Source organism: Nocardioides panzhihuensis (assembly GCF_013408335.1).
Classification (GTDB): Bacteria; Actinomycetota; Actinomycetes; order Propionibacteriales; family Nocardioidaceae; genus Nocardioides; species Nocardioides panzhihuensis.
In genome coordinates this window covers 3,892,106-3,917,283 of the sequence record NZ_JACBZR010000001.1, presented here as the reverse complement: position 1 = coordinate 3,917,283, position 25,178 = coordinate 3,892,106, and the positions used below count along the sequence as shown (strand labels likewise).

Here is a 25,178-nt window from a genome sequence, read left to right as displayed (position 1 = left end):
GTCACATGTTCTGGATCATTCTTCTCCTCATCGCGGCGGCTGTCGGCGGATACGTCTTCCGAGTGCCGATCGTCGCCAAGCTGACCGGTCAGCCACGCAGCCGGATCGAGCGTCAGATCGGGCCGAAGAACAAGCGCCTGCCCTGATCCCCACGGGGAATCCTCAGCAGCCCACATGCGTTGAGGCGTACGTGTCCGCCGATCTGGCGTACACGTGACTCCAGACCGGAAAGTGAGACCCCCATGCCTACCGTCGAGCTCGGCGCAGAGAACTTCGAGAGCACCGTCACCGACAACGAGATCGTCCTCGTCGACTTCTGGGCGTCCTGGTGCGGCCCGTGCCGCCAGTTCGGCCCGATCTACGACGCCGCCTCCGCGGAGCACCCCGAGATCGTCTTCGGCAAGGTCGACACCGAGGCCGAGCAGGCGCTCGCCGGTGCCGCCAACATCACCTCGATCCCGACGCTGATGGCGTTCAAGAAGGGCAACCTGGTCTTCTCCCAGCCCGGTGCGCTCCCGGCTCCGGCGTTGAAGCAGGTCATCGACGCAGTCGTCGAGCTCGACGTCGACAAGGCGCTCGCCGAGCAGTCCACGCAGTCCGCGGAGTCCGGCGAGTAAGACCGAGCGACGCTGCCGGACCCACATCAGGTTTGATAGCGCTGTGACCGAAGAAGCCCACGACGAGCTCCTGCGCCTGCGCGGCAGCATCGACAACCTCGACGCCGCCCTTGTCCACCTTCTCGCCGAGCGCTTCAAGTGCACCGAGCAGGTCGGCCGGCTGAAGGCGCGTGCCGGATTCCCGCCGGCCGACCCCAGCCGCGAGGCGGTCCAGATCGAGCGACTCCGCCGGCTCTCCGACGACGCCGGCCTAGACCCCGAGTTCGCCGAAAAGATCCTCAACGTGATCATCGCCGAGGTGATCCGCAACCACCGGCAGTTCGTCGAGGACTGACAGGGTCGGGGTAGTCCGGTAGCGAACTGCCCATTTACCCGTCGGTAATAGGCAGCTCGCTACCGGACTACCCCGAAATGTCAACCGACCACCCGGTCCAGCCAGGCGTTCCAGAACCGGCGGTCGGGGTCGAAGCGGCGGACGAGGTCCTTGAAGTCCTCCCAGCGCGGGAAGTCGGCGCCGGGGGCCGTGGTGGCGAAGAGCTTGCCCCAGTGTGGCCGTGTGCCCGCCGGGAGCCGCTGCTCCAGGTCGGGCAGAAGCTCGCGTACGCCGGTGGGGTCGGCGTTCCAGGTGAAGTGGAGCGCCAGCACGTCGGTGCCGTAGGCGGGGGAGAGCCAGAGATCGTCGGCGGCGACTGCGCGGATCTCGCTCACCTGCAGCAGCGGCCGGATGCGGTCGGCGAGCGACCGGACGGCGTCGAGCGCCTCCTGAGCGCGTTCGAGGGGCACCAGGTATTCGCTCTGCAGCTCGGCCCCGACGCTCGGCTGGAAGTCGAGCCGGAAGTGGGGCAGCCGCTCGTGCCACGGCCCCGGCGCGCCGAGCTGCTCGGTGCAGGGCGCCGGGTCCAGGCCAGGGACGACGTGGCGCGGCCGGCTCGCGAGCACCGTCCCGGGGATCTCCGGAGCCGTCGAGAGCGACTTAGCCCAGACACGGCCGACGGACCCGTCGGGCTCGTCGGACCAACGCGTGAAGATCGACACCGAGTAGACCGCACCAAGGATGTCGGTGAGGTGTTCTCGCAGGTCAGCGTAGGTAAGCCCCTCGTGGACGGTCTGCGCGATCTGGTAGGTCGCTGAGGTCAGCAGCTCGAGGTGCGTCACGATCCCCAGGGCGCCGATGCCGACCACGGCCCCCGCGAAGTCGGGCGAGCCGGCCTCCAGGCGCACCAGCTCGCCCCGCCCGTCGACGATCTCGAGGGCGGTCACGGAGGTGGCCAGCGATCCGTTGCGTACTCCGGACCCGTGGGTGCCGGTGGCGACCGCGCCGGCGACCGAGATGTGGGGGAGCGAGGCGAGGTTGGGCAGCGCCCGGCCACGCTCCTGCAGCCAGGCGGTGAGCTCTCCGTAGCGCATCCCGCCGGGCACCCGGACGATGTCGCCGGCCAGGACCGGTGACTCCTCCAGCCGGTCGAGCGACACCAGCACGCCCGGGGTGTCAGCGAGATCGGTGAAGGAGTGCCGCGACCCCAGTGCGCGCAGCCGGGGCTCGCGCAGCACGAGGTCGCGTACGTCACCCACGGAACGTGGTCGCACGAGCTCGCGCGCGGTGTAGTCATAGCTGCGAGCCCACGTCGATCCGCAGGCCTCGGGGAGGGAAGGCATGCGACGGATCGTAGCGATGACACCGGCTTGTGGTCGGTGGTCTACTGGAGTTCGAGAACGTCGATCTGAGCGAGGGGTAGATGAGCGAGCACGCAGCAGAGGCAGATCTCGAGGAGCAGGCCACCGCCGTCGTGACGGACACCGTCGACGAGGAGGCGCCGCTGGACGCCGAGGAGACCGTCTCCTCGACGCCGGACGACGTCAACGAAGCCGACTACGCCGAGCAGAAGCTCGACGCAGGCAGCCCCGACGACGACTACTGGGCCTAGGCGTTCTGGCCTAGGCGTTCTGGCCTAGGAGTTCTGCGGGAACCCCAGGTTGATCCCGCCGTGCGACGGGTCCAGCCAGCGGGTGGTGACGGCCTTCTCGCGGGTGAAGAAGTCCAGCCCGGCGGGGCCGTACGCCTTCGCGTCCCCGAACAGCGAGGACTTCCAGCCGCCGAAGGAGTGGTAGGCGACAGGCACCGGGATCGGCACGTTCACGCCGACCATCCCGACCTGCACCTCCCGCTGGAAGCGGCGAGCAGCGCCGCCGTCGTTGGTGAAGATGGCGGTGCCGTTGCCGAACTGGCCGGAGTTGATCAGCTCCAGGCCCTCCTCGTAGCCGGAGACGCGGACGACCGAGAGCACCGGGCCGAAGATCTCCTCGGTGTAGACGGCCGACGTCGTGGGCACCCGGTCGACCAGCGTCGGCCCGACCCAGAACCCGTTGGGGTCGCCGTCCACCTCTATGGCGCGGCCGTCGACGACGACCTCCGCACCGTCTGCGGTCGCCACGTCCACGTAGCTCGCCACCTTGTCCCGGTGGGCGGCCGTGATCAGCGGGCCCATGTCGGTCTCCCGGGTGCCGTCCCCGGTCTTGAGAGTGGCCATCCGTGAGGTGATCTTCGAGATCAGGGAGTCGGCCACCGAGTCGACCGCTAGCACCACCGAGATCGCCATGCACCGTTCGCCGGCCGACCCGAAGCCCGCGTTGACCGCCGAGTCGGCGACCAGGTCGAGGTCGGCGTCGGGCAGAACCAGCATGTGGTTCTTGGCGCCTCCGAGGGCCTGGACCCGCTTGCCGGCGGCGGTGCCGCGCTCGTAGACGTAGCGCGCGACCGGGGTGGAGCCGACGAAGGAGATCGAGGCGACGTCGGGGTTGTCGAGGAGGGCGTCGACCGCCTCCTTGTCGCCGTGGACGACGTTGTAGACCCCGTCTGGGAGCCCCGCCTCGGCCCACAGGTCCGCGATCCAGCTCGAGGCGGTCGGGTCCTTCTCCGAGGGCTTGATCACAACCGCGTTGCCCGCCGCGATGGCGATCGGGAAGAACCACATCGGCACCATGGCGGGGAAGTTGAACGGGCTGATGATGCCCACCACGCCGAGCGGCTGCTTGAGGGTGGTCACGTCCACGCCGGAGGAGACCTGCTCGGAGACGGTGCCCTTGAGCAGGTGGGAGAGCCCGCAGGCGAACTCCACGACCTCGAGCCCCCGGGCGATCTCGCCGGCGGCGTCGGAGAGCACCTTGCCGTGCTCGGCGGTCAGGATCTCGGCCAGCTCGCCCTTGCGCGCGTTGAGCAGCTCGCGGAACTTGAAGAGCACCGTCGTACGCCGCGTCAGCGAGGCCTCGCTCCACTCCGCGAACGCCTTCTTGGCGGCCGAGACGGCGGTGTCGACGTCGGCGGCCGCGGCGAAGCGTACGCGCTTCTGGACGGTGCCGAGCGCGGGGTTGTAGATGTCGCCCAGACGGCTGCCGGTGCCGGGGGTGGTGGCCCCGCCGATCCAGTGGTCGAGGATGGGGAGATCGGTCATGTCATGCGTCCTTTGCGGGTTACAGCGAGCCGAGCACGTCGTCGTAGATCGACATCGCCTCGGCGACCTCGTCGGGGGTGACGACGCACGGGGGAACCACGTGGATGCGGTTCTCCATGATGAAAGGGATCAGGTTGCGGTTGATGAGCTCGGACTTGATCCGGCCCATCGCCGCGGCCGGCAGCGGCTCCCGCGTCTCGCGGTCGGCGACGAGCTCGAGCGCCCAGAAGACGCCGGTGCCGCGCACCTCGCCGATCACCGAGTGCTTCTCGGCCAGCGTGGCGAGGCCCGGAGCGATGTGGTCGGTGCCGATGGTCGCGGCGTTGTCCACGATGCCCTCCTCGTTCATCGCCTCGATGGTCGCCACGATCGACGCCATCGCGAGAGGGTGGCCGGAGTAGGTGAGGCCGCCTGGGAAGACCTGGTCGTCGAAGGTCGCTGCGACCGGGTCGGAGATGATCACGCCTCCGGCGGGTACGTAGCCGGAGTTGACCCCCTTGGCGAAGGTGATCAGGTCGGGGACGACGTCGTAGGCGTCCAGGGCGAGCCACTCGCCGGTGCGGCCGAAGCCGGCCATGACCTCGTCGAGGATGAGCATGATCCCGAACTCGTCGGCCAAGGCCCTGACCCCGGGCAGGTAGCCAGGCGGCGGGATCATGATCCCGGCGGTGCCGGGGATGGTCTCGAGCAGGATCGCCGCGATCGAGCCCGGTCCCTCCGCCTCGATGACCCGGCGCAGGTGGTGCAGCGCACGCTCGGCCTCCTGCTCGGGCGTGGTCGCCCAGAAGTCGGAGCGGTAGAGGTAGGGGCCGAAGAAGTGCACGTGGCCATGGGCGTACTCGTTCGGGATCCGCCGCCTGTCACCCGTCGCGACGATCGCCGCGCCGGTGTTGCCATGGTAGGAGCGGTAGGTCGAGAGCACCTTGTCGCGGCCGGTGTGGATGCGGGCCATCCGGATCGCGTTCTCGACCGCATCGGCGCCGGCGTTGGTGAAGAAGACCTTGTTGAAGCCCACCGGAGCGATGTCGGTGATCCGCTCGGCGGCCTCGCCGCGAGCCAGGTTGGCCGTCGTCGGCGCCACCGTGGTCAGTGTCTCGGCCTGCTTCTTGATCGCCTCCACCACCCGGGGGTGCTGGTGGCCGATGTTGGTGTTGACCAGCTGGGAGGAGAAGTCCAGGTACGTACGCCCCGAGTGGTCCCACACCCGCGAGCCCTGCCCGCCGGCGATGACCAGCGGCTTCAGGGAGGCCTGGGCGGACCAGGAGTGGAAGACGTGGGCGCGGTCGAGGTCGTAGGCGCGAGCGTCGAGGGCCGACGCGGTGGGAGCGGGCTCCGTGGTGAGCGCGCTCGTGCTTGTCTCGGTGCTGGTCAAAGCTGTCCCCTGGGGTGCGTGACGAACATGGATCTGACTCCTCACTCTACGCCGGGAGCAGCGAAGACGTCGTCGAACGTTGATGCTGATTACGACGGTATATCAGGGTCGCGCCTACGTTTTCGATACATTAATGCCATTCGGGCAACGAAATCGCGTGTAGTCTCAGATCTTGGCGATCGCCGGCAGGTTGACGCCGGGGATCACCAGCTCGCCGTACGCCGCCAGGGTCTGGTCCATGGCGTCGTGCTGCAGATAGATGGCGAACTGGTCGACGCCGAGGCTCCTGAGCTGCTCGAGCTTGGCGACCTGCTGCTCGACCGAGCCGAGGATGCAGAACCGGTCGACGATCTCGTCGGGCACGAAGTCGGTGTGGGTGTTCCCGGCCTGCCCGTGCTCGTTGTAGTCGTAGCCCTGGCGGTCGGTGATGTAGTCGGTGAGCGCCTGTGGGACCGCACCGCTCCCGTACTTGGCGACGATGTCGGCGACGTGGTTGCCGACCATCCCGCCGAACCAGCGGCACTGTTCCCGAGCGTGCGCGAGCGCCTCGGGCGACCCGTCGGTGACGTACGCAGGCGCGGCCACGCAGAAGGTCAGCGACTCCGGGTCGCGGCCGGCGTCGGTGGCCGCCTTCTTGACCGCCCCGATCATCCACTCGGTGATGTCGGGGTCGGCCAGCTGCAGGATGAACCCGTCGCCGACCTCCCCGGCCGCCTTCAGAGCGAGCGGGCCGTAGGCCGCAATCCACACCTCCAGCTCGGAGCGCTTGGCCCACGGGAATTGCAGCGTGGTGCCGTTGATCTCGACCGGGCGCCGGTTGGCGAGCTCGCGGATCACCCGGGTCGCCTCGCGCATCTCCTTGATCGTCGACGGCTTCCCGTTGAGCACCCGCACCGCCGAGTCGCCGCGACCCATCCCGCACACGGTGCGGTTGCCGTACATCTCGTTCAGGGTCGCGAAGACGGACGCGGTCACCGTCCAGTCGCGCGTCGCCGGGTTGGTGACGAACGGACCGACCTTGATCGTGCGGGTCTCGGCGAGGATCTGGCTGTAGATGACGTACGGCTCCATCCACAGCAGGTGGCTGTCGAACGTCCAGACATGGTCGAAGCCGTACGCCTCGGCCCGCTTCGCCAGGTCGACGACGCGCCAGACGGGCGGGTTGGTCTGGAGGACGACACCGAAGTCCATGCCGTCACACCAGGTACTGGGACAGGTCGCGCTTGAGGTAGCTGCCGTGACCCTTGGTGCCTTTGAACTCCCCGTCGGCCACGACGACGGACCCGCGGGAGAGCACCACGTCGACGTGTCCGTCGATCTCGTAGCCCTGCCAGGCGGAGTGGTCCATGTTCATGTGATGGGTCCTGCCCTCCCCGAGGCCGATGGAGGTGTGTCCGGCTGGGTCGTAGACGACGATGTCTGCGTCCGCGCCCGGCGCGATGACGCCCTTGCGGCCGTAGAGCCCGAACATCCTCGCCGGCGTGGTCGCGATCAGCTCCACCCACCGTTCCAATGCGATCTGACCGGTCACCACACCCTGGTAGAGCAGGTCGACGCGGTGCTCGATCGAGCCGATCCCGTTCGGGATCGCCCGGAAGTCGTCCTTGCCGAGCTCCTTCTGCTCCTTCATGCAGAAGGGGCAGTGATCGGTGGAGACCATCTGCAGGTCGTTGGTGCGCAGGGCCTGCCACATCGCGTCCTGGTGGCCCTCCTCGCGCGAGCGCAGCGGCGTCGAGCAGACCCACTTCGCGCCCTCGAAGTCGCCCCACTCCTCCGACCTCGCGCCGAGCTGGTCCTCGAGGGAGAGGTAGAGATACTGCGGGCAGGTCTCGCCGTAGACGTTCCTGCCCTTGTCCCGGGCGGCGGCGAGCTGCTCGACGGCCTGCTTGGCGCTGACGTGCACCACGTAGAGGGGTGCTCCGGTGACGTCGGCGAGCATGATCGCCCGGTGGGTGGCCTCCTCCTCGAGCTGCCAGGCACGCGCGATGCCGTGGTAGTAGGGGCTCGTCTTCCCGGACTCGGCCAGCTGCGCGGCGAGCACGTCGATCGCCGGCCCGTTCTCGGCGTGCATCATGGTCAGCAGCCCGTGGCCGGTGGCCTTCTGCATCGCCCGCAGCACCTGGGCGTCGTCGGAGTAGAAGACACCCGGATAGGCCATGAACAGCTTGTACGAGGTGATCCCCTCATCGACCAGCGAGTCCATCGCCTTGAGCGCGTCGTCGTCGACCCCGCCGATGATCTGGTGGAACCCGTAGTCGATCGCGCAGTTGCCGGCGGCCAGCTCGTGCCAGTGCGCCAGCCCGTCCTGTACGCGTTCGCCGTAGCGCTGCACCGCGAAGTCGATGATCGTCGTGGTGCCGCCCCAGGCCGCCGCTCTGGTGCCGGTCTCGAAGGTGTCGGACGCGTTGGTCCCGCCGAACGGCAGCTGCATGTGGGTGTGGGCGTCGACGCCACCGGGGATGACGTACTTCCCGGTCGCGTCGATGGTCAGGTCCGCGTTGATCGTGCCGAAGGGGCTGGCACCGGGGGAGATGAGCGCCACGATCTTCTCACCGTCCACCAGCACGTCTGCCTGGGTGCGCCCGGTCGCGGAGACGACCGTGCCGCCAGTGATGAGAGTGGTGCTCATGCGGTGCTCCTATCCGCTGGTCGAGCCGCCGGAGCCGCTAGGCGGAGGCGTGTCGAGACCAACACAGTCGTTCACGGTCGAGGGATGGCGGTGTAGGAGTCGGGCCGTCGGTCGCGGTAGAACTGCCAGTCGTCGCGCATCTCCTGGACCATGTTCATGTCGAGGTCGCGCACCAGCAGCTCCTCCTTCTCGCCCGAGCCGAGCTCGCCCACGTAGTTGCCGCGAGGGTCCACGATCTGCGACATCCCGTAGAAGTCGACCGCCTCGGGGCCGTACTCGTTGTCCTCCAGCCCGACCCGGTTGGGCGCGAGCACGAAGTAGCCGTTGGCGACCGCGGCAGCGGGCTGCTCGACCTCCCACAGCCGGTTGGAGAGTCCGGGCTTGGTGGCGTTGGGGTTGAAGACCATGTGGGCGCCGTTGAGACCGAGCTCGCGCCAGCCCTCGGGGAAGTGGCGGTCGTAGCAGATGTACATCCCCACCTTGCCGACCGCCGACTCGAAGACCGGGTAGCCCAGGTTGCCGGGGCGGAAGTAGAACTTCTCCCAGAACTTCTCCACGTGGGGCAGATGGTTCTTCCGGTACTTGCCGAGGATCGTGCCGTCGGCGTCGACGAGCACGGCGGTGTTGTAGTAGACCCCGACCTCCGCCTCCTCGTAGATCGGCAGCACCATCACCATGCCCAGCTCCTTGGCCAGGCTCGCGAAGCGCTGCACGATCGGCCCGTCGGCCGGCTCTGCGTAGCGGTAGTACTTCTTGTCCTGGGTGATCCCGAAGTAGGGCCCGTAGAAGAGCTCCTGGAAGCACATCACCTGGGCGCCCTGCGCGGCGGCGTCACGCGCGAAGCCCTCGTGCTTGTCCAGCATGGAGACCTTGTCCCCGGTCCAGGTGGTCTGGCTGATTGCGGCTCTGACGATGCTCATGCAAGTACCTCCCCCCAAATAGAAGCACGCCGCTGCGGCCCGTGGGGCCGCAGCGGCATTTTTGCTTGAAACGAGGCGGGGGTTGAAACTCTTCTGCTCTAGGGGGCCGTCGCCGGATGACGTACGACCACGTGCTCCACGGCCTGGGCGAGCTCCTCGCGGAGCTCGGGCGCGAGCTGGGGGCAGTCGAGGGAGAGGAACAGCTCCATCGCCGAGCGGGTCGCGCGAGCACGTTCGCCGGGCGAGCGCTCGGGAAGGGTCGGCGCGATCTCAGCGAGGTGGGCGCTGGTCTCGACCACGGTGTTGCAGTCGTGCGGGGTGAGTGGGGCGCGGGCCTCCCGGCCGGCGCGGACGAGGACGCTGAGAACCTCCACCTTGGCGGCGGTGGTCAGTGACATCGCGCTCCTCGATGAGTCGAACAGATGCGACCCCACACCGTCCGCGTTGTGCGACAACATGTATCTCCTCGGTGGGACGTGTGCCTCCCCCGAGGCACTCTCGTCCACTCCAACGAGCGGGGGAAGGGATCGGTGACGCCCTTGGGTGGTTTGTAACCCACCTGTTGGCCAACCCGTGAGTAGCCTATAGAAACCCCGGTCTCGGTGTTGCAGTTCGGCCCTGCGTTGGGCGACCCGGCACAATTGGGCCATGAGTTCTCCTGGGGGCGTCGGGATCGGCGGCCTGATGGCCGAGACCGAGGCCGATGTCGTACGTCGCCAGGCACTGCGCCGGATGCGCATCGTCGCCACCGGGCTCCTGGTCGTGGCCGCCATCGTCTATCTGCTGACCCTGGGCATGGACGGGTTCTGGGGGTTCGTGAACGCCGGTGCCGAGGCGTCGATGGTCGGCGCGATCGCCGACTGGTTCGCGGTCACCGCGCTGTTCCGCCACCCGCTGGGGCTGCCGGTGCCGCACACCGCGCTGATCCCGAAGCGGAAGGACGAGCTCGGCGCCAGCCTGGAGGAGTTCGTCCAGGACAACTTCCTGCAGGAGGAGACCATCCGCGAGCGGCTCGGTGTCGCGATGCCGTCGCTGAGGCTCGCGCTGTGGCTCTCGGAGGAGGCCAACGCCAAGCGGGTCGTCGACGAGGTCTCCACCGTGGTCGCCGACGGGTTGTCCCGGATCAGCAACCGGCACATCGTCGAGATCATCCAGGACGGGTTCGTACCTCGCCTGCGCGAGGAGCAGATCGCGCCGCTCCTCGGCGGCACGCTGCAGGCGGCCCTGGACGACGGCGTACATCACGGCCTGGTCGACCTGGCGCTGGTCGAGCTGCACGGCTGGCTCGAGGAGAACGAGGAGATCGTCACCGAGGTGCTCGGTGAGCGCGCGCCCTGGTGGACGCCGCAGGTGCTGCGTGAGCCGGTGACCGCCCGCATCCACGTCGAGCTGGTCCGCTGGATCGCCGACATCCGCGACGACCCCGAGCACCGAGCCCGCAAGGCGATCGACGCCATGCTCGCCGACCTCGCCGACAACCTGCAGCACGACCAGGCGACCATGGAGCGTGCCGAGCGGCTCAAGGAGCGCGTGCTCGAGCATCCGGGCGTCATCAACACCGCCATCTCCATCTGGGACGCGCTGCGTCGCGCGCTGACCTCCTCGCTGCGTGACCCCGAAGGCGTCGTTCGCCTCCGCGCCCTGGACGAGGTCATCCGCTACGCCCAGAAGGTCGTCCTCGACGAGGCGCTCCAGCGCCGCTACGACGCGCTCGCGTCCGACGTGGCCGTCTACGTCGTCCAGCGCTACGGCCGCGAGGCGACCACCGTCATCACCCATACGATCCAGCGCTGGGACGGCAAGCAGGCCGCTCGCCGCATCGAGCTCTTCGTCGGCCGGGACCTGCAGTTCATCCGCATCAACGGCACCATCGTCGGCGGGCTCGTCGGCGTCATCATCCACACCGTCGCGGTCCTGATGGAGTGATGGGGGAGGATGGGCACGTGAGCGAGCGACAGCGAGTGAACCGTCAATACAACACGCGACCGCGTCCGTACTCTGGCGCCTGCGCTACGGACGTGGTCGCGTGAGCGAGCATCAGAGCGAACCCTTCGACGTACCCATCTCCGACGAGATCATCAGGCTCGGTCAGTTCCTGAAGCTGGCCAACCTGGTCGAGGCCGGCTCCGAGGCGCGCCCGGCGATCACCGCCGGTCAGGTGAAGGTCAACGGCGAGCCCGAGCTCCGCCGTGGCCGTCAGCTCCGCGTCGGCGACGTCGTGGAGTACGCCGGCCAGTCCGCCCGGGTCTCCGACGAGGCCGACTTCGACGTGCCGTGGTAGGACCCGGCAGAAATAGAGCGAGGCGGTGACCCGGAAGGGTCACCGCCTCGCTGCGTACGAACTGCTTACTTCTCGACCTTCACCAGGTCGCAGAGGAAGACGAGGGTCTCACCGGGCTTGATGACGTTGCCGGCACCGCGGTCGCCGTAGCCCAGGTGGGGCGGGATGACGAGCTGGCGGCGGCCGCCGACCTTCATGCCGAGGATGCCCTGGTCCCAGCCCTGGATGACCTGGCCGATGCCGACGCGGAAGTCGAGCGGCTCGCCACGGTTGTAGGACGCGTCGAACTCCTCGCCGGTGGACAGCGCCACGCCGACGTAGTGCACCGAGACGCGGTCACGCTCGGTGGCCTCCTCGCCGTCACCGATGGTGATGTCCTTGATGACGAGGTCGGTCGGAGGGGTGGGGTCGACGAAGTCGATCTCAGGCTTCTGGGTCATGGGTTCAGTCTACGTATCGAATCTCGCTGGGGCACACCGTCGCGGTCGCGTCGTCCGGCACGAGATAGGTCGGGGTCAGGCCGTCGGCCCGCGCACGGCCGAGGTTCCACTCCAGCCAGTCGCCCTCGCGATCGTCGGTCCCGAGCACACAGCTCCGCAGGTCCGCTGGGAGCTTCTTCAGGGCCGGCACCGCGTCGTCGCTGAGACCGGAGAGGAAGTCGGTGTCGATCTTCCCGGTCTCCTCATAGCGCGAGACGTTGTGCTCGGCGATCCACGCGTCCGGGTTGATGGCGGCGATCCCGAGCAGCGCGACAGCGCCGCTCACCAGGGCGAACCGACCGAGCCAGACCCCGCGACCGATCGCGCCGCCGGCCACCGCGGCGACGAGCCCGGCGACCACCAGCAGACCCAGCCAGGCCTCGAAGACGTCCACGAGCAGACGGAGCTGCGTGAAGCCGTACGCCTCCTGGTAGAGGTGCATCCGATACAGCGCCGACCCGACGACGACCTGGGCCTCGGCGGCGAGCAGCCCGAGCGCGACCCGCAGCCACAGCCGGTCGGCGATGGTCTCCACCGGCGCCTTGCGAGCCGCCGCCCAGATCACCAGCAGAGTCAGTGCGGTCGCGACGGTGAGCTGGCCGAACCCCTGGTGGACGTACTCGGCATACGTCAGCCCCGTCGTCTCGCGCAGGTAGTCCTCGCCGCCGAACACCGCGGTCGCCTGAGCGACCAGGAACGCCGCGAAGACGGCGACCACGACCCCGACCGGAGCCAGCCACTCGTAGCGGTTGGCGACGGGCTGGGACGTACGCTCGCTCTGGTCGATCCGCGGCGGGTTCACGGCCAGGTACGCAGCGCCCAGCACCACCCCGAAGACGAAGACGGTCATGAAGATCCGGGCCGCGAGGGTATCGGGGCGTACGTCCGGCACGAACTGGTCGACCCAGCTGCCCAGCACCGCGTCGGCGGTGGTGAACAGGAGTCCGAAGATCACCAGTCCGAGCAGGGACAGCACCGTGGTGCGGGCGACCGCGGCACCGTGTCCGCGACCGGAGACGCTGGTCAGCGTCCGGCCCAGCCACGGGATCCCGCGCAGCCCGGCCAGCGGCCAGGAGATCCCGGTCAGCATGATCCCCAACAGGGTCTTCGCCTGCGTGGAGGCGCACAGCAGGACAGCGATGGCGGTGATCAGGCACAGCACGACGATCCACTCGGCGTCGCGGACCACCGCGACCGAGGAGAGCATCGCGTACAGCACGTAACAGAGGATCGAGAACCGGCTGCGCCGTTCCTTGCCCGCCATCATCACGACCCCGCCGGCGGCCAGCAGCACGATGACCGTGCCGAGGCCGGCGTTGCGGTCGGGGATCAACAGTCCGCCGAGCAGGCCGGCGACCACGGCACCGATGAAGAGTCCGAACCTTCCGGTCACGCCGGAGTCTGGCCAGTAGGTGCCGAAGATGTCGTCGAGGACCGACGGGGTGACGTAGGCGGCCTTGGGGTCGGCCGACGTCGCGGTCTCGCGAGCGTCGACCGGCTGGGCCGGTTCGGCGGGCTCGGCCGCCGGGGGAGTGGTGGGCATCTGGGTCTCCTCATGGGTGGGGGCAGGACGACTGGCATCGAGCTGATGGGGGATGGCGCGTGCGGGAGGCCGCAGCGGAAGGTCGACGCGGACGCGGGCACCCGCGGTGTCGGGGAGCGGGTCGAGGAAGGCGATGGAGCCGCCGTGCAGGTCGGTGACCCACCGGGCGATGGCGAGCCCGAGCCCGGTCCCACCGCTCTCGGCGGAGGCGCTCAGCGTGCCGAAGGGCTCGAAGACGCGACCCCGGTCGGCGGCCGGAACACCGGGCCCGGAGTCGAGGACCTCGAGGTGGTAGCGCTCGCCGTCCCTACCGGCGCGCACGGTGACCACACCGTCTCGCGGACTGTGCCGGGAGGCGTTGTCGAGCAGGTTGACGACGAGCTGGCTGAGCCGGTCGGGGTCGGCGTCGACGACCAGGTCGGCCGGTGCGTCGACCACGTAGGAGACCGGACGCCCGTTCGCCCGCACCTCCGCGACACAGGCCTCGAGCAGCGGGCGGAGGTCGACCGACGAGGTGCTCAGCGGCGCCTTGCCGGCGTCGACCCGCGCGAGGTCGAGCAGGTCCTCGACCAGCCGGCTCAGGCGCTCGGCCTGGCCGAGCGCGGTCTGGAGGGCGGCCGGCTCGGACCCGACGCCGTCCACGAGGTTCTCCAGCACGACGGTGAGAGCCGCCAGCGGCGTACGCAGCTCGTGGGAGACGTTGGCGACCAGATCTCGGCGCTGGCGGTCGACCGCGCCGAGATCGCTGGCCATCGTGTTGAACGCCCGGCCCAGCTGACCGACCTCGTCGGCTCCGCCGGCCGGCACCGAGACCGTGTAGTCGCCCCGGGCCATCCGCCGGGCCGCGAGGGTCATCTGCCGCAGCGGGGACGTCATCCCGGCCGCCAGCAGCTGGGTGACCGCCAGGGCGATCCCGATCGTGACCGGGATCGAGACCCACGGCGAGACCCCGGCGACCCGCCCGACGGAGGCGACGACCGCCGCGACCAGGGCGCTGGCGGCGACCAGGAGCCCGAGCTTGACCTTGATCGAGGAGACCCGTTCCAGGGGAGTCACTCGCCGGCCTCCAGTGCGTAGCCGACACCGTGCACGGTCCGGACCCGGGCAGACCCGATCTTGGCGCGCAGCCCCTTCACATGGCTGTCGACGGTGCGGGTGCCGGAGGCGTCGTTCCAGCCCCAGACCTCGGCGAGCAGACGTTCGCGAGTGACGACGGCACCGGGGTCGGCGGCCAGGCAGACCAGCAGGTCGAACTCGGTCGGCGTGAGCCTGACCTCGGCTTCGTCGACCCACACCCGCCGTGCGGCCGGATCCATCCGCAGGCCCCCGATCTCGGCCGTACGCCGCGGCGACGCCGCCAGCTCGGCGGCCCGCTCCACCCGCCTCAGGAGGGCGTTCACCCGGGCGACCAGCTCACGGGCCCGGAACGGCTTGGTCAGGTAGTCGTCGGCCCCGACGCCGAGCCCGATCAGCACATCGGCCTCGTCGACCCGGGCGGTGAGCATGAGCACCGGCACCGGGCGAACGGCCTGGATCCGGCGGCACACTTCCAGACCGTCGTAGCCCGGCAGCATCACGTCCAGGACGACCAGGTCGGGCGAGGTCTCCTCGAAGCAGGAGACCGCCCCGGGGCCGTCCCACGCCCGGACGACGTCGTACCCCTCCGCCTCGAGCCGGTCGGAGACGGCCTGGTTGATGATCGGCTCGTCCTCGACGACGAGGACCCGGCGAGCGGTCGTATGTTCTGGCACATGCTCAGGCTAGAAGCCCGAGCCGCCGGAAAGGCTGCAGAAGTTGTGCAGGTCCTGTGAAGAACGGGGCTGTCCCCGCCCTGCCCTACGTCTGGTGGACGTACGCCTCGAGCTGGTCGCGCTCGAAGGCGAGCTGGTCGATGCGGTGCTTGACCAGGTCGCCGATGCTCACGATGCCGACCAGGTCACCGTCGGTGGAGACGACCGGCATGTGCCGGATCCGGCGCTTGGTCATGGTGCCGAGGATGTCGTCGATGGTGGCCTCGGGCGCACAGGTCTCGACCTCGGTGGTCATGATCGAGGAGATCTCGGCGGAGAGCAGCGCGTCGTTCTCGTGGAGGCGACGGACGACGTCGCGCTCCGAGACGATCCCGGCGACGTCAGTGCCGTCGCTGCTGACGACGCAGGCACCGATGCTGTGCTCGGCGAGGACCCCGAGCAGGTCACGCACGGTGGCGGTTGATGCGATCGTGACGACTTCAGCGATCGCCTTCCGAGTGAGTACGTCCGCGATCTTCATGTACCAACGGTAGCGGCTGTGACGTGTGTCACGCCAGGGTCTGTTTGGGAACGCGGCGCCTGGCCGGCGCTTCCGAGTTCTCAAACAGACCCTGGGTCTGGTGGGACGGGTCTACTCGGTTCCCGGACGGCGGAACGCGGTGACCGACCCGGGCTGCGCGGCCGGCCAGTCGGCGTCGTTGCTGCCGTCGGGCAGCCCGCCGAGGAACGAGAGCACCGCCTCGTGCAGATGTCCGTTGGTGGCCAGCGCGTTGCCGCCCCACGGTCCCGGGTCGCCGGCCAGCGAGGTGAACTGGCCACCGGCCTCACGCACGATGATGTCGAGCGCGGCCATGTCGTAGAGCTCGAGCTCCGGCTCGACGGCGATGTCGACCGCACCCTCGGCGACGAGCATGTAGGACCAGAAGTCGGAGTAGGCGCGGGTGCGCCAGCAGCGCCGCATCAGCGCCAGGAAGTCCTCGAGGCGCTCGCGCTCCTCCCAGCCGTGCAGCGAGGAGTAGGACATCGAGGCGTCCTCCAGGCGGCGTACGTCCGAGACCTGGCAGCGGGTCGACTTCATCAGCGACTTGCCGGTGTGGGCGCCCTGGCCCTTCGCCGCCCACCAGCGTCGCCCGAGCTGGGGCGCGGAGACGACCGACATCACGACCTCGTTGTCGACGGCGAGCGCGATCAGGGTCGCCCAGACCGGCACACCACGGACGAAGTTCTTCGTGCCGTCGATCGGGTCGACGATCCAACGGCGGCTGGACGAGCCGGACGAGCCCGACTCCTCCCCGGTGATCGCGTCCCGCGTACGCGCGCGGGAGAGGGTGCGGCGGATCGACTCCTCCACGGCCTTGTCCGCGTCCGAGACGGGGGTCAGGTCGGGCTTGGTCATGACGTGCAGGTCGAGCGCCTTGAACCGCGACGTGGACAGCGAGTCGGCGTCGTCGGCCAGCAGGTGCGCCAGCCGCAGGTCGTCGTTGAAGTCAGGAGTGCTCGCCACGAGGGTTCACTCTAGTGGCTGCGGTCCCTGAGCGTTGCCTCCCCTGGTAATAGGTCAGAGGGCGTACGTCGGCACCGAACGCGCTTCGAGCAGGCGCCGGAACGAGGTGACCCGGTCCGGATCGAGCCGGCCGGCCTCGACCGCGACGTCCAGCCCGCACTCCGGCGCATCGACGGCGTGGGAGCAGCCACGCGGGCAGGCGGTCGTCGCCTCCTCCAGGTCAGGGAAGGAGACGATGAGTCTTTCGGGCTCGACGTGGGCCAGGCCGAACGTACGGATCCCCGGGGTGTCCACGATCCACCCTGTCCCGGGAAGCCGCAGCATCAGCGCCGAGGTGGACGTGTGCCGTCCGCGTCCCGTGACCGCGTTGACGTGCCCCACCTCCCGGCCGGCGTCGGGGACGATGGCGTTGACCAGCGTCGACTTGCCGACGCCGCTGTGGCCGAGCAGCACCGACGTACGCCCGTCGAGCTCGTCCCGCAGCGCGCTCATGTCCCCGCCCCGCTGTGTGACCACCCACGGCACCCCCAGCGACCGATAGATCGAGACCAGCGACTCGGGGTCGGCCAGGTCGGCCTTGGTGATGCACAGCAGCGGGTCGATGCCGGCCTCGTAGGCGGCCACCAGCGCGCGGTCGATGAACCCGGTGCGCGGCTCGGGGTCGGCGATCGCGGTGACGATCACCAGCTGGTCGGCGTTGGCGACCACGACCCGCTCCACCGGGTCGTCGTCATCGGCCGTACGCCGCAGCACGGTCTCCCGCGGCTCGAGCTCGACGATCCGGGCCAGCGCGCCCTCCGCGCCCGAGGTGTCGCCGACGACCTTCACCCGGTCACCCACGACGACGCCCTTGCGGCCCAGCGGGCGGGCCTTGACCGCCCACACCTCGACATCGGGTGCCTCGTCCATGACCAGCGTGAACCGGCCCCGGTCGACCGTGATCACCCGCCCGAGATCGGCGTCGTCATAGCTGGGCCGGTCCTTCGTCCGCGGCCGCGTCCGGCGGCGGGGCCGGTCGTAATGCTCGACGTCCTCGGTGCCGTAGCGGCGCTGTGACTTCGCCATCAGATGCTCAGAAGAGTCCCGCCCAGAAGGGCGCGAAGTCGGTGAAGGTCTTGCTGGTGGTCGTGATGTTCTCGACGAGGACGCCATCGACGGCAGCGCCGATGATCACTCCGGCGTGGGCCATCCGGTGGTCGGCGTAGGTGTGGAACACCCCGCCGTGCAGCGTCGCCGGCCGGATCGTCAGGCCGTCGGGATGCTCGGTGGCGTCGGCTCCGAGCGAGCCCAGCTCTCGGGCCAGGGCGGCCAGCCGGTCGGTCTCGTGGCCACGGATGTGGCCGATGCCGGTCAGGTGCGAGGGCGTCGAGGCGAGCGCGCACAGCGCGGCGACGGCCGGGGTGAGCTCGCCGATGTCGCGCATGTCCAGGTCGATCCCGGTGAGCTGCTCCGGCCCGGTCACGGTGAGCCCGTCGTCGCCCACACGCACCTCGCAGCCCATCAGCGAGAGCACCTCGCGCAGCTGGTCGCCCGGCTGGTCGGTGGCCTGCGGCCAGTCGCGTACGGTCACGGTCCCGCCCGAGACCGCCGCGAGGGCGAGGAACGGCGCCGCGTTGGACAGGTCGGGCTCGATGGTGCGATCCAGTGCCTTGATCGGTCCCGGAGCCACCGTCCACCGGTTGGCGTCACCCCCCGATGACGGAGCGTCGACCGCGACGCCGTGCTCTCGAAGCATCGCGACCGTCATGTCGATGTGGGGCAGCGACGGGACCGGCTTGCCCTCGTGGCGGATGTCGACGCCCCGCTCATACCGCGCCCCCGCCAGCAGAAGCGCGCTGATGAACTGGCTGGATGCCGAGGCGTCGACGACCACGGTCCCACCGGGCACGGCGCCGGTGCCGTGGATCGTGAACGGCAGCCCCTCGCCGTCGATCGAGACCCCGAGGTCGCGAAGCGCGCGCAGCACCTCGCCGACCGGCCGGTTGCGCATGTGCGGGTCGCCGTCGAAGGCGATCGTGCCGGTGGAGAGCGCAGCCACCGGAGGTACGAACCGCATCACCGTCCCCGCGAGACCGCAGTCGACCTCGGCGTCGGCCCCGAACGCCCCGGGCGTCACGACCCAGTCGTCACCCGAGGTGTCCACCTGCGCGCCCAAAGACGTCAGCGCTGCCGCCATCAGCAGCGTGTCGCGGGACCGAAGCGCACGACGTACGACGCCGGGCCCCTCCGCGATCGAGGCCAGCAGCAGCGCCCGGTTGGTGAGCGACTTGCTTCCAGGCAGCGACACCGTCGCCGTCGCCGGTCCGAGCGCTCGGGGCGCCGGCCAGGGGTCCGCGATGTCGGCTGCACGGTCGGTCGTGGAAGTCACGGTGTCAACCTTAGAGGTTCCGCGAGCAGGGGCGGCCGTCGCGAGCGTCGTGAGACGTGTGCTCCCGCAAGGCGCCCGCCTCGATGGCGGTCTGGGTTGTACCGTTGAGAGGCGGCAACACCGCGGGAGTACGCGTATCGCGGCGCGTAGCAGGTCGACCCTGCTCGCGGAACCTCGGTTCCGACCTGCGAAAACCGCAGCGCGTCCGCCGGTGGGAGCCGACGGACGCGCGGTGAGCTGATGTGGGATCAGTCGATCCCGAACGCCTTCAGGAAACCCTTCCAGGTCAGCCCGCCCGTGCGGGCGCCGCGCTCCTCCGCAGGAGGTTCGACATCCGGAGTCCGACCAGGGCTGGCGCTGCTGCTGGGCCTGTCAGAAGGGCCTGAGCCGTTCTCGGGGTCAGCCGAGTCGCTGGGCGGAACAGGCAGCTGGGGCGGGTCGGGCGTGCCGGGCGCCGTCGGCAGCTGTGGCACGTCCGGTGTCGGAGTCGGCGTAGGCAGCTGCGGCACGTCCGGGGTCGGCGTAGGAGTCGGCGTAGGGGTCGGCGTAGGAGTCGGCGTCGGCTCCGGGGCGGTGCCGGAGACGCTGACGCGGTCGTTGCCGGGAGCGGAGTCCGTGTAGCCGACCGCCTGGAGCGTCCCCTCGAACGACCAGTCACCGTCGGGGACGAAGTCGAAGTGGAGCACCTCCTGGCCGTTGTTCGTGCTCGACAGGGTGCACTCGCCCTCGACGACGCCGCCTTGCGGCACGGACGGGACGCTGAGCTGGGAGCAGGCCCACATCGACTGCGGGTTCGAGCGCTCCGGGTAGGGCTGGCCGATGCCGGTCAGCCGGTAGCGGAAGGTCGCGGTGTAGTCGCCTTCGGGGATACCGTCGGCTGCCACCTGGATGTGCTCGTAACCGTCGTAGGTCACGTGGTCCAGGGCGATGCCGGCGTCGTAGGCGAAGGTGATCTCGACCTCGCCGACATCCGTGCCGCCGTGGCCGTCCGAGATCTGGTAGGTGAACGTGTCGCCGGCCCCGGTGTAGCCCTCGTCCATCGTGTAGGCGACCTTGCCGTCGACGATCTCGGCCGTGCCGTGTGCCGGGTCGGTGACCGAGACGAGCTGGAGGGCGTCGCCGTTGTCGTCGGCGTCGTTGGCGAGCACGTCGACGGTCGTCGTGGCCGTCGTGCTCTGATTGCCCATGCCCAGGCCGTTGTTGCCGTCCCCGACGGTGACCTTGGCCGTGGCCGAGTCCTCGACAGCTTCCGGGGCAGCGTTGGGTGTGGTCACGTCCACGCTGCCGGCGACATCGCCACCCTTGCCGTCGGTGAGGATGTACTCGATCGTCTCGGTGCCGCGCCAGCCCTTGGCCGGCTGGTAGGTCACGGTGGTGACGGGCTCGCCGGCCATCCGCAGGCCGCCGAAGATCGCGCCGCTGACGCCGCCGCCCTTTCCGCCGGAGGTCGTGGCGCCGCCCTTGGTGACCGTGCCGCGGGCAGGGGCTGCTAGAGCGGCCTCCTTGACCGAGAGCGGATCGCCGTCGGCGTCACTGGCGCCCTGGGTCAGGTCGATGACCGCCTTGCCGCCCGGAGAGACCTCGACCGTAGGCAGAGGCGCGGTGATCACCGGCGCCTCCTGCGCTGGCACGGGAGTGTCGGCAGGCGGGGCCGCTGGTGGTGCGGCCGGCGGGGCCGCGGGCTGGCCGGCGGGCGGAGCGGCTGCCGGCGGCGGAGCAGCCGGGGGAGCGGCGGGAGGAGCAGGAGCCGGGTCGGCGGCAGCAGGCGCCTGCGCGGCTGGCTCGTCGGCGGCCGGTTGCTTCGGGGCCGGGTCACCACCGGTGAGCGCGAACCCGGCGACCACGGCCGCAGCGGCCGCGACACCGGCGCCACCCGCGACCGTACGTCCCACAGGGTCGCCCAGCACCCAGTCCTTGACTCGACCGAAGAAGAGCAGCGCGCCGCCCTTGGCGGCGACGCCACTGCCGACGGCGAGGTAGCCCGCGCCGGCTGCGCCGAGCAGGGCAGGTGCGAGCCAAGCGCCCATACCGGAGTTGACCTCGGTGAGCTCGAGGTAGATCGCGGTGCAGGGGCGGCAGTCCTGGAGGTGTTCGTCGACCTTCTTCGAGTCACGCTTGGACAAGCCGTTGCGGATGTAGGCGCCCAGGTTGGCTCGCGTCGTGGCGCAGGCCTCCTCGCCGGCATCCTGCGCGTGCATCGAGATGAAGGCCTGCTTGAGACCCTCGCGAGCACGGTAGGCGAGCGCGGAGACCGAGTTGGCCGACATTCCGAGCAGGGGCGCGATCTCGGCCGGCTTCTGGCCTTCGACCTCGGTGTGCCACAGCACCTGCTGCCAACGCTCGGGGAGCTGCTGGAACGCCTTTGCGGCCGCCTGGTTGTCGAAGCCCGACACCGCGGTGTCCTCGAAGGGCACGCCCGGGTCGAACGGCGTCAGGTCGTCGGTCGTGGTGAGCTTGGAGGCGGCGCGGATCTTGTCCACGTGGAGCCGCCGCAACGACGTCAGCAGGTAGGCGCGGAACGCCAGGTCCGGGCCGCCGCCCCTCTGCAGCACGTTGAGCACCTTGGCGAAAGCCTCGGAGACGAGGTCGTCGACGTCGCCCGCCGACACCAGCTGGCGGGCGAGGCGGCGCGCAGACTCGACATGGCGCTCGAACAGCAGCCCGTACGCATCCAGATCACCCCCACGGACAGCGGTGATCAGCTCGGCGTCGCCAGGGGCGTCGAGGGTCTGTAGAGAGGTGGGGGTCGTTTCGCTCACGGCACCAGAGACGTTCGAAGTATGGAGGTATGACGCGGGTTGCGCCAACGGGAGACATGCGTTGTGCTAACGACAGCGGTAGCCCGCACGTCACGCCCCCTCCCCGGGATCTGACAACAACTTTCGAGAAACCCAGAAAGACGGGCCTCTATCGCGTCATGCTTGCCGATTTCGTGCGTCAAGTCCATGTGAGCGCGAGCTGGACCGGCGTGCCCACCACTGTATCCATGACCCTTCGGCATCGGACGAGAAGCGACAACAACGCCAGGAAACATCAGGAAAGGGGTGAGTTGTGCGGCTGTTCTCCCGAGATCGGCGTCCGCGTGCCTCCACCCCGACTGAGACCACAGAGCTCTCCGAGCAGCAGCGCGCGTTGCTCCCGGAGCGGTTCGAGGCTGTCGCAGAGGCGCTGGCCGAGCGGAGCAGCTACGTCGCCGAGGCCTGCTGGGTGGTCGGCCATGACCTCGCGGAGACCGGTGTGTCGCTCGGCGAGAGCCTCGAGGACCTCCGGATGACGACCCAGACCGTCGAGAACCGTGACCCGGCCTTCGTCGAGGTGCACGCTCTCTCGGTCGCCTGGAGCGAGGCGACGCTCGGCTACCTGCACACCATCTCCTGTGCCGACCCGCTCACCGGCCTCTCCACCCTCGCGCACGTACGTGACCGGATATCGGAGCTCTATCGCGACGCCAAGGCGTGCAGCCACGCGCTGGTCGTCACCGACGCCCACCTCCCGGGCGCTCCCGGTCAGAAGACCGACAGCATCGCCACCGCGCGCCGGATGTCGCTGCTGGGCCAGACCGCCCGCACGGTCTTCGCGGGCGCGGCCGCCGTCGGACAGGTCGGTCACAGCCGGATGGTCGTGGTCGCACCGCGTGACGAGACGCTGGTCAAACGGCTCGGGCTCCTCAAGCGGATGGTCGAGCACAGCGCCGACCGGATCTGGATCGAGGGGCTTCCCGAGAACGACCAGTCGGCCGGCTTCCTGCTCGACGAGCTCGCCCGCGGAGCATGAGCCCATCGGCGGATCTGGGCTGAGCAATACCCCCTGACGCCACACTCACCCGGGGCTATGGTGAACGTATGTGCGGTCGTTACGCGTCCAGCCGCCAGCCCGACGAGCTGGCGGAGGAGTTCGAGATCGATGAGCTGCGTCTGCAGGAGCCGCTCACGGAGAGCTACAACGTCGCGCCGACCGACGATGTCTACGCCGTCCTCGAGCGGCCGCCGCGTGAGGACGACGCGCCCAGCGAGCGCCAGCTCCGCTCCGTACGTTGGGGGCTGGTCCCGTCCTGGGCCAAGGACGTCAAGATCGGCAACCGGATGATCAACGCCCGGATGGAGACGGTCGCCGAGAAGCCCGCCTATCGCCGGGCCTTCGCCAAGCGCCGCTGCCTGCTGCCGGCCGACGGCTACTTCGAGTGGTACGCCACCGAGGCCAAGGACGCGAAAGGGCTGAGTGGAAAAGGACGGGCGCGCAAGCAGCCCTACTTCATCACCCCGAAGGACGGGAAAGTGCTGGCGATGGCCGGGCTCTACGAGCTGTGGCCCGACCCCGCCAAGGCCGAGGACGACCCCGGCAGGTGGCTGTGGAGCTGCACCGTGATCACCACCGAGGCGGAGGACTCCTTGGGGCGGATCCATGACCGGATGCCGCTCATGGTCGAGCGTGAACGCTGGGACCAGTGGCTCGACCCGACCCGCCCGGGCGACGTGGAGCTGCTGACCCCGGCGGCGCCCGGCCGTCTGGAGGCCTTCCCGGTCTCGACACTGGTGAGCAACGTACGCAACGACGGCCGCGAGCTCATCGAGCCGCTACCGATCGAGGAAGCCTGGGGATGACATGGGTGGAACCACGACGCAGATGATCGACACGCCCTACGGGGAAGGGCGGCTGTACACCCGCCGGGCGCGGCGACCACAGGCGACCCTGCTGCTCTCCCACGGCGCGGGCAACGGCATCGACACCCACGACCTGATGGCGCTCAACGACGCGCTGCCGGGGCAGGGGATCACCGTGGTCCGTTTCGAGCAGCCCTGGCGCGTCAAGGGGAAGCCGGTGGCCACGCCGCCCAAGTCCCTCGACGCTGCGCTGACCCTGGCCGCCAACTGGATGCGGGTGCGTACGCCGCTGGTGGTCGGCGGGCGCTCCGCCGGCGCCCGCTCGGCGGTCCGCACGGCTCGGGCTTTCGGTGCGGCCGGGGCGCTCTGCCTGGCCTTCCCGCTGCACCCGGTGAGCAAGCCCCAGATCTCTCGTGCCCACGAGCTGCTGGAGGCGAAGGTGCCGACGCTTGTGCTTCAGGGCACCCGCGACAGGTTCGGCAGACCCGAGGAGTTCCCCGAGAGCGTCGAGGTCACCCCGATCCCCGGCGCCGACCACTCTCTCGTCGTCGGGAAGCGCGGCCCGCTCAGCCAGGCCGAGGCCGACGCGATCCTGGTCGAGTCCACCCTGGAGTGGTTGGTCCGCGAGGTCATCGCCTAGCTGGGAATGTTTGGCGACCGTCGCGGCGTTCCCACGACATGACGATCCTCCTCGAACGCCCTACGGCGAACGTGTCGCCGATGAGCGCCCCGATGCTCACCGGCGTACCCTGGGACGTGATGAGCGACAACAACGATGAAGTCGTCGACCTGGCTACGGAGACTCCCGAGGAGCGCGCGCTGCGCTTCGAGCGGGATGCGCTGCCCTTCCTCGACCAGCTCTACTCGGCGGCGATGCGGATGACCCGCAACCCGTCCGACGCGGAAGACCTGGTGCAGGAGACGTTCGCGAAGGCGTACTCCTCCTTCCATCAGTTCAGGCCCGGCACCAACCTCAAGGCCTGGCTCTACCGCATCCTCACCAACACCTTCATCAACACCTACCGCAAGAAGCAGCGCCAGCCGCAGCAGTCGATGTCCGAGGACGTCGAGGACTGGCAGCTGGCCCGGGCCGAGTCACACACCTCGACCGGTCTGAAGTCCGCGGAGATGGAGGCGCTCGAGCACCTGCCCGACTCTCAGGTGAAGGACGCGCTGCAGCGCCTCCCGGAGGAGTTCCGGCTCGCTGTCTACCTCGCCGACGTCGAGGGATTCGCCTACAAGGAGATCGCCGAGATCATGGAAACCCCGATCGGCACCGTGATGTCGCGGCTTCACCGCGGCCGGCGCCAGCTGCGCGATCTTCTCTCCGACTACGTACGCACCAACGACCTCACCGGCGCTCGTGGAGGTGCGTCATGAGTGCCCACGAACACGACGCCTCACCGAGCGACTGCGCCGACTTCCTCGAGCAGATCGTCTTCCTGATCGACAACGAGCTCGCCGCGGCCGACGCCGACCAGGTCAAGCTGCACCTGCAGAGCTGCAACCCCTGCCTGGAGACCTACGATCAGCAGCGCATCGTCAAGGCGGTCGTCGCGCGCTCGTGCTCCGAGGTCGCCCCGGGAGACCTGCGCGCGAAGATCATGGTCCAGATCCAGGAGCTTCGCACCAGGTCCTGACGAGGCCCCAGAACGAGGCCCCAG

At 69.4% G+C, this 25,178-nt stretch carries 26 protein-coding genes; 11 read left to right on the top strand and 15 right to left on the bottom strand.

Translation table 11 applies throughout. The annotated features are described in order from the left end of the window. Positions 1 to 5: 5 nt before the first annotated feature. The 3 genes from BJ988_RS18565 to BJ988_RS18555 all read left to right on the top strand — a co-directional run bounded on the left by BJ988_RS18565 (position 6) and on the right by BJ988_RS18555 (position 951). The gene (locus BJ988_RS18565; RefSeq protein WP_179659427.1) at positions 6 to 146 is read left to right on the top strand and encodes a hypothetical protein; all 141 of its coding nucleotides are present in this window, start codon (positions 6 to 8) and stop codon (positions 144 to 146) included. A gap of 96 nt (positions 147 to 242) precedes the next feature. After that, entirely contained in the window at positions 243 to 617 is a 375-nt protein-coding gene (gene trxA / locus BJ988_RS18560) for a thioredoxin (protein ID WP_179659426.1), read from the top strand. Positions 618 to 660: 43 nt separating this feature from the next. Continuing rightward, on the top strand, positions 661 to 951 hold the full coding sequence (locus tag BJ988_RS18555) for a chorismate mutase (RefSeq protein ID WP_179659425.1): 291 nt from the start codon (positions 661 to 663) through the stop codon (positions 949 to 951). Between the two features lie 80 nt (positions 952 to 1,031). Here BJ988_RS18555 and BJ988_RS18550 read toward each other — a convergent pair whose 3' ends face one another. After that, positions 1,032 to 2,273, bottom strand: a complete 1,242-nt coding sequence (locus BJ988_RS18550; protein ID WP_179659424.1) for an FAD-binding protein — start codon at positions 2,271 to 2,273, stop codon at positions 1,032 to 1,034. An 80-nt stretch (positions 2,274 to 2,353) separates the two neighbouring features. Here BJ988_RS18550 and BJ988_RS18545 point away from each other — a divergent pair, with 80 nt between their 5' ends. Beyond that, positions 2,354 to 2,542 carry a hypothetical protein gene (locus BJ988_RS18545; protein ID WP_179659423.1) on the top strand — a complete coding sequence of 63 codons (189 nt, stop codon included), beginning with the start codon at positions 2,354 to 2,356 and terminating at the stop codon, positions 2,540 to 2,542. A gap of 24 nt (positions 2,543 to 2,566) precedes the next feature. Here the strand turns inward: BJ988_RS18545 and BJ988_RS18540 are convergent, their stop codons facing one another. The 6 genes from BJ988_RS18540 to BJ988_RS18515 form a co-directional block, all read right to left on the bottom strand. Continuing rightward, entirely contained in the window at positions 2,567 to 4,066 is a 1,500-nt protein-coding gene (locus tag BJ988_RS18540) for a CoA-acylating methylmalonate-semialdehyde dehydrogenase (protein WP_179659422.1), read from the bottom strand. A 19-nt stretch (positions 4,067 to 4,085) separates the two neighbouring features. Beyond that, positions 4,086 to 5,438, bottom strand: a complete 1,353-nt coding sequence (locus BJ988_RS18535) for an aspartate aminotransferase family protein (RefSeq protein WP_179659421.1) — start codon at positions 5,436 to 5,438, stop codon at positions 4,086 to 4,088. 165 nt (positions 5,439 to 5,603) lie between these two features. After that, on the bottom strand, positions 5,604 to 6,629 hold the full coding sequence (locus tag BJ988_RS18530) for a TIGR03842 family LLM class F420-dependent oxidoreductase (RefSeq protein ID WP_179659420.1): 1,026 nt from the start codon (positions 6,627 to 6,629) through the stop codon (positions 5,604 to 5,606). 4 nt (positions 6,630 to 6,633) lie between these two features. Further along, on the bottom strand, positions 6,634 to 8,067 hold the full coding sequence (gene hydA / locus BJ988_RS18525) for a dihydropyrimidinase (RefSeq protein WP_179659419.1): 1,434 nt from the start codon (positions 8,065 to 8,067) through the stop codon (positions 6,634 to 6,636). A gap of 71 nt (positions 8,068 to 8,138) precedes the next feature. Continuing rightward, on the bottom strand, positions 8,139 to 8,987 hold the full coding sequence (locus BJ988_RS18520; RefSeq protein ID WP_179659418.1) for a nitrilase-related carbon-nitrogen hydrolase: 849 nt from the start codon (positions 8,985 to 8,987) through the stop codon (positions 8,139 to 8,141). A gap of 98 nt (positions 8,988 to 9,085) precedes the next feature. Further along, the gene (locus BJ988_RS18515; RefSeq protein ID WP_179659417.1) at positions 9,086 to 9,385 is read right to left on the bottom strand and encodes a hypothetical protein; all 300 of its coding nucleotides are present in this window, start codon (positions 9,383 to 9,385) and stop codon (positions 9,086 to 9,088) included. A 250-nt stretch (positions 9,386 to 9,635) separates the two neighbouring features. On the opposite strand from BJ988_RS18515, the gene BJ988_RS18510 reads away from it, so the two are divergent. Both BJ988_RS18510 and BJ988_RS18505 read left to right on the top strand, forming a co-directional pair. Beyond that, positions 9,636 to 10,913, top strand: coding sequence for a DUF445 domain-containing protein (locus tag BJ988_RS18510; protein WP_179659416.1), 1,278 nt, complete (start codon positions 9,636 to 9,638; stop codon positions 10,911 to 10,913). Between the two features lie 100 nt (positions 10,914 to 11,013). Continuing rightward, positions 11,014 to 11,268 (top strand): RNA-binding S4 domain-containing protein, encoded by a 255-nt coding sequence (locus BJ988_RS18505; protein WP_343051677.1) that lies wholly within the window; start codon positions 11,014 to 11,016, stop codon positions 11,266 to 11,268. A gap of 65 nt (positions 11,269 to 11,333) precedes the next feature. Here the strand turns inward: BJ988_RS18505 and BJ988_RS18500 are convergent, their stop codons facing one another. From BJ988_RS18500 to BJ988_RS18465, 8 genes are all read right to left on the bottom strand, one after another. Then, entirely contained in the window at positions 11,334 to 11,708 is a 375-nt protein-coding gene (locus tag BJ988_RS18500) for an FKBP-type peptidyl-prolyl cis-trans isomerase (RefSeq protein ID WP_179659415.1), read from the bottom strand. Positions 11,709 to 11,712: 4 nt separating this feature from the next. After that, a complete protein-coding gene (locus tag BJ988_RS18495) occupies positions 11,713 to 14,346 on the bottom strand; it encodes a DUF4153 domain-containing protein (protein WP_179659414.1) in 2,634 nt (877 codons plus the stop codon). After that, positions 14,343 to 15,041 (bottom strand): response regulator, encoded by a 699-nt coding sequence (locus BJ988_RS31410; RefSeq protein ID WP_179659413.1) that lies wholly within the window; start codon positions 15,039 to 15,041, stop codon positions 14,343 to 14,345. Before BJ988_RS31410 ends, BJ988_RS18495 begins: the two co-directional genes overlap by 4 nt. A gap of 85 nt (positions 15,042 to 15,126) precedes the next feature. Next, positions 15,127 to 15,561, bottom strand: a complete 435-nt coding sequence (locus BJ988_RS18485) for a CBS domain-containing protein (protein WP_179659412.1) — start codon at positions 15,559 to 15,561, stop codon at positions 15,127 to 15,129. Between the two features lie 111 nt (positions 15,562 to 15,672). Beyond that, positions 15,673 to 16,545 carry an inositol monophosphatase family protein gene (locus BJ988_RS18480; RefSeq protein ID WP_179659411.1) on the bottom strand — a complete coding sequence of 291 codons (873 nt, stop codon included), beginning with the start codon at positions 16,543 to 16,545 and terminating at the stop codon, positions 15,673 to 15,675. A gap of 54 nt (positions 16,546 to 16,599) precedes the next feature. Further along, complete coding sequence (rsgA, locus tag BJ988_RS18475) at positions 16,600 to 17,610, bottom strand: ribosome small subunit-dependent GTPase A (RefSeq protein ID WP_179659410.1); 1,011 nt, start codon at positions 17,608 to 17,610, stop codon at positions 16,600 to 16,602. A 7-nt stretch (positions 17,611 to 17,617) separates the two neighbouring features. Continuing rightward, a complete protein-coding gene (aroA, locus tag BJ988_RS18470; protein WP_179659409.1) occupies positions 17,618 to 18,913 on the bottom strand; it encodes a 3-phosphoshikimate 1-carboxyvinyltransferase in 1,296 nt (431 codons plus the stop codon). Between the two features lie 248 nt (positions 18,914 to 19,161). Next, positions 19,162 to 21,672, bottom strand: a complete 2,511-nt coding sequence (locus BJ988_RS18465) for a sigma-70 family RNA polymerase sigma factor (protein ID WP_179659408.1) — start codon at positions 21,670 to 21,672, stop codon at positions 19,162 to 19,164. A 292-nt stretch (positions 21,673 to 21,964) separates the two neighbouring features. On the opposite strand from BJ988_RS18465, the gene BJ988_RS18460 reads away from it, so the two are divergent. The 5 genes from BJ988_RS18460 (at position 21,965) to rsrA (ending at position 25,154) form a co-directional block, all read left to right on the top strand. Then, positions 21,965 to 22,687 carry a hypothetical protein gene (locus BJ988_RS18460; protein ID WP_179659407.1) on the top strand — a complete coding sequence of 241 codons (723 nt, stop codon included), beginning with the start codon at positions 21,965 to 21,967 and terminating at the stop codon, positions 22,685 to 22,687. 68 nt (positions 22,688 to 22,755) lie between these two features. Continuing rightward, the gene (locus BJ988_RS18455) at positions 22,756 to 23,514 is read left to right on the top strand and encodes an SOS response-associated peptidase (protein WP_179659406.1); all 759 of its coding nucleotides are present in this window, start codon (positions 22,756 to 22,758) and stop codon (positions 23,512 to 23,514) included. A 1-nt stretch (position 23,515) separates the two neighbouring features. Then, complete coding sequence (locus BJ988_RS18450) at positions 23,516 to 24,154, top strand: alpha/beta hydrolase family protein (protein ID WP_179659405.1); 639 nt, start codon at positions 23,516 to 23,518, stop codon at positions 24,152 to 24,154. A gap of 119 nt (positions 24,155 to 24,273) precedes the next feature. Then, positions 24,274 to 24,894: a sigma-70 family RNA polymerase sigma factor gene (locus BJ988_RS18445; protein WP_179661582.1), complete on the top strand. Its 621-nt coding sequence runs from the start codon at positions 24,274 to 24,276 to the stop codon at positions 24,892 to 24,894. Then, positions 24,891 to 25,154 carry a mycothiol system anti-sigma-R factor gene (rsrA, locus tag BJ988_RS18440; protein ID WP_179659404.1) on the top strand — a complete coding sequence of 88 codons (264 nt, stop codon included), beginning with the start codon at positions 24,891 to 24,893 and terminating at the stop codon, positions 25,152 to 25,154. Before BJ988_RS18445 ends, rsrA begins: the two co-directional genes overlap by 4 nt. Positions 25,155 to 25,178 lie beyond the last annotated feature (24 nt).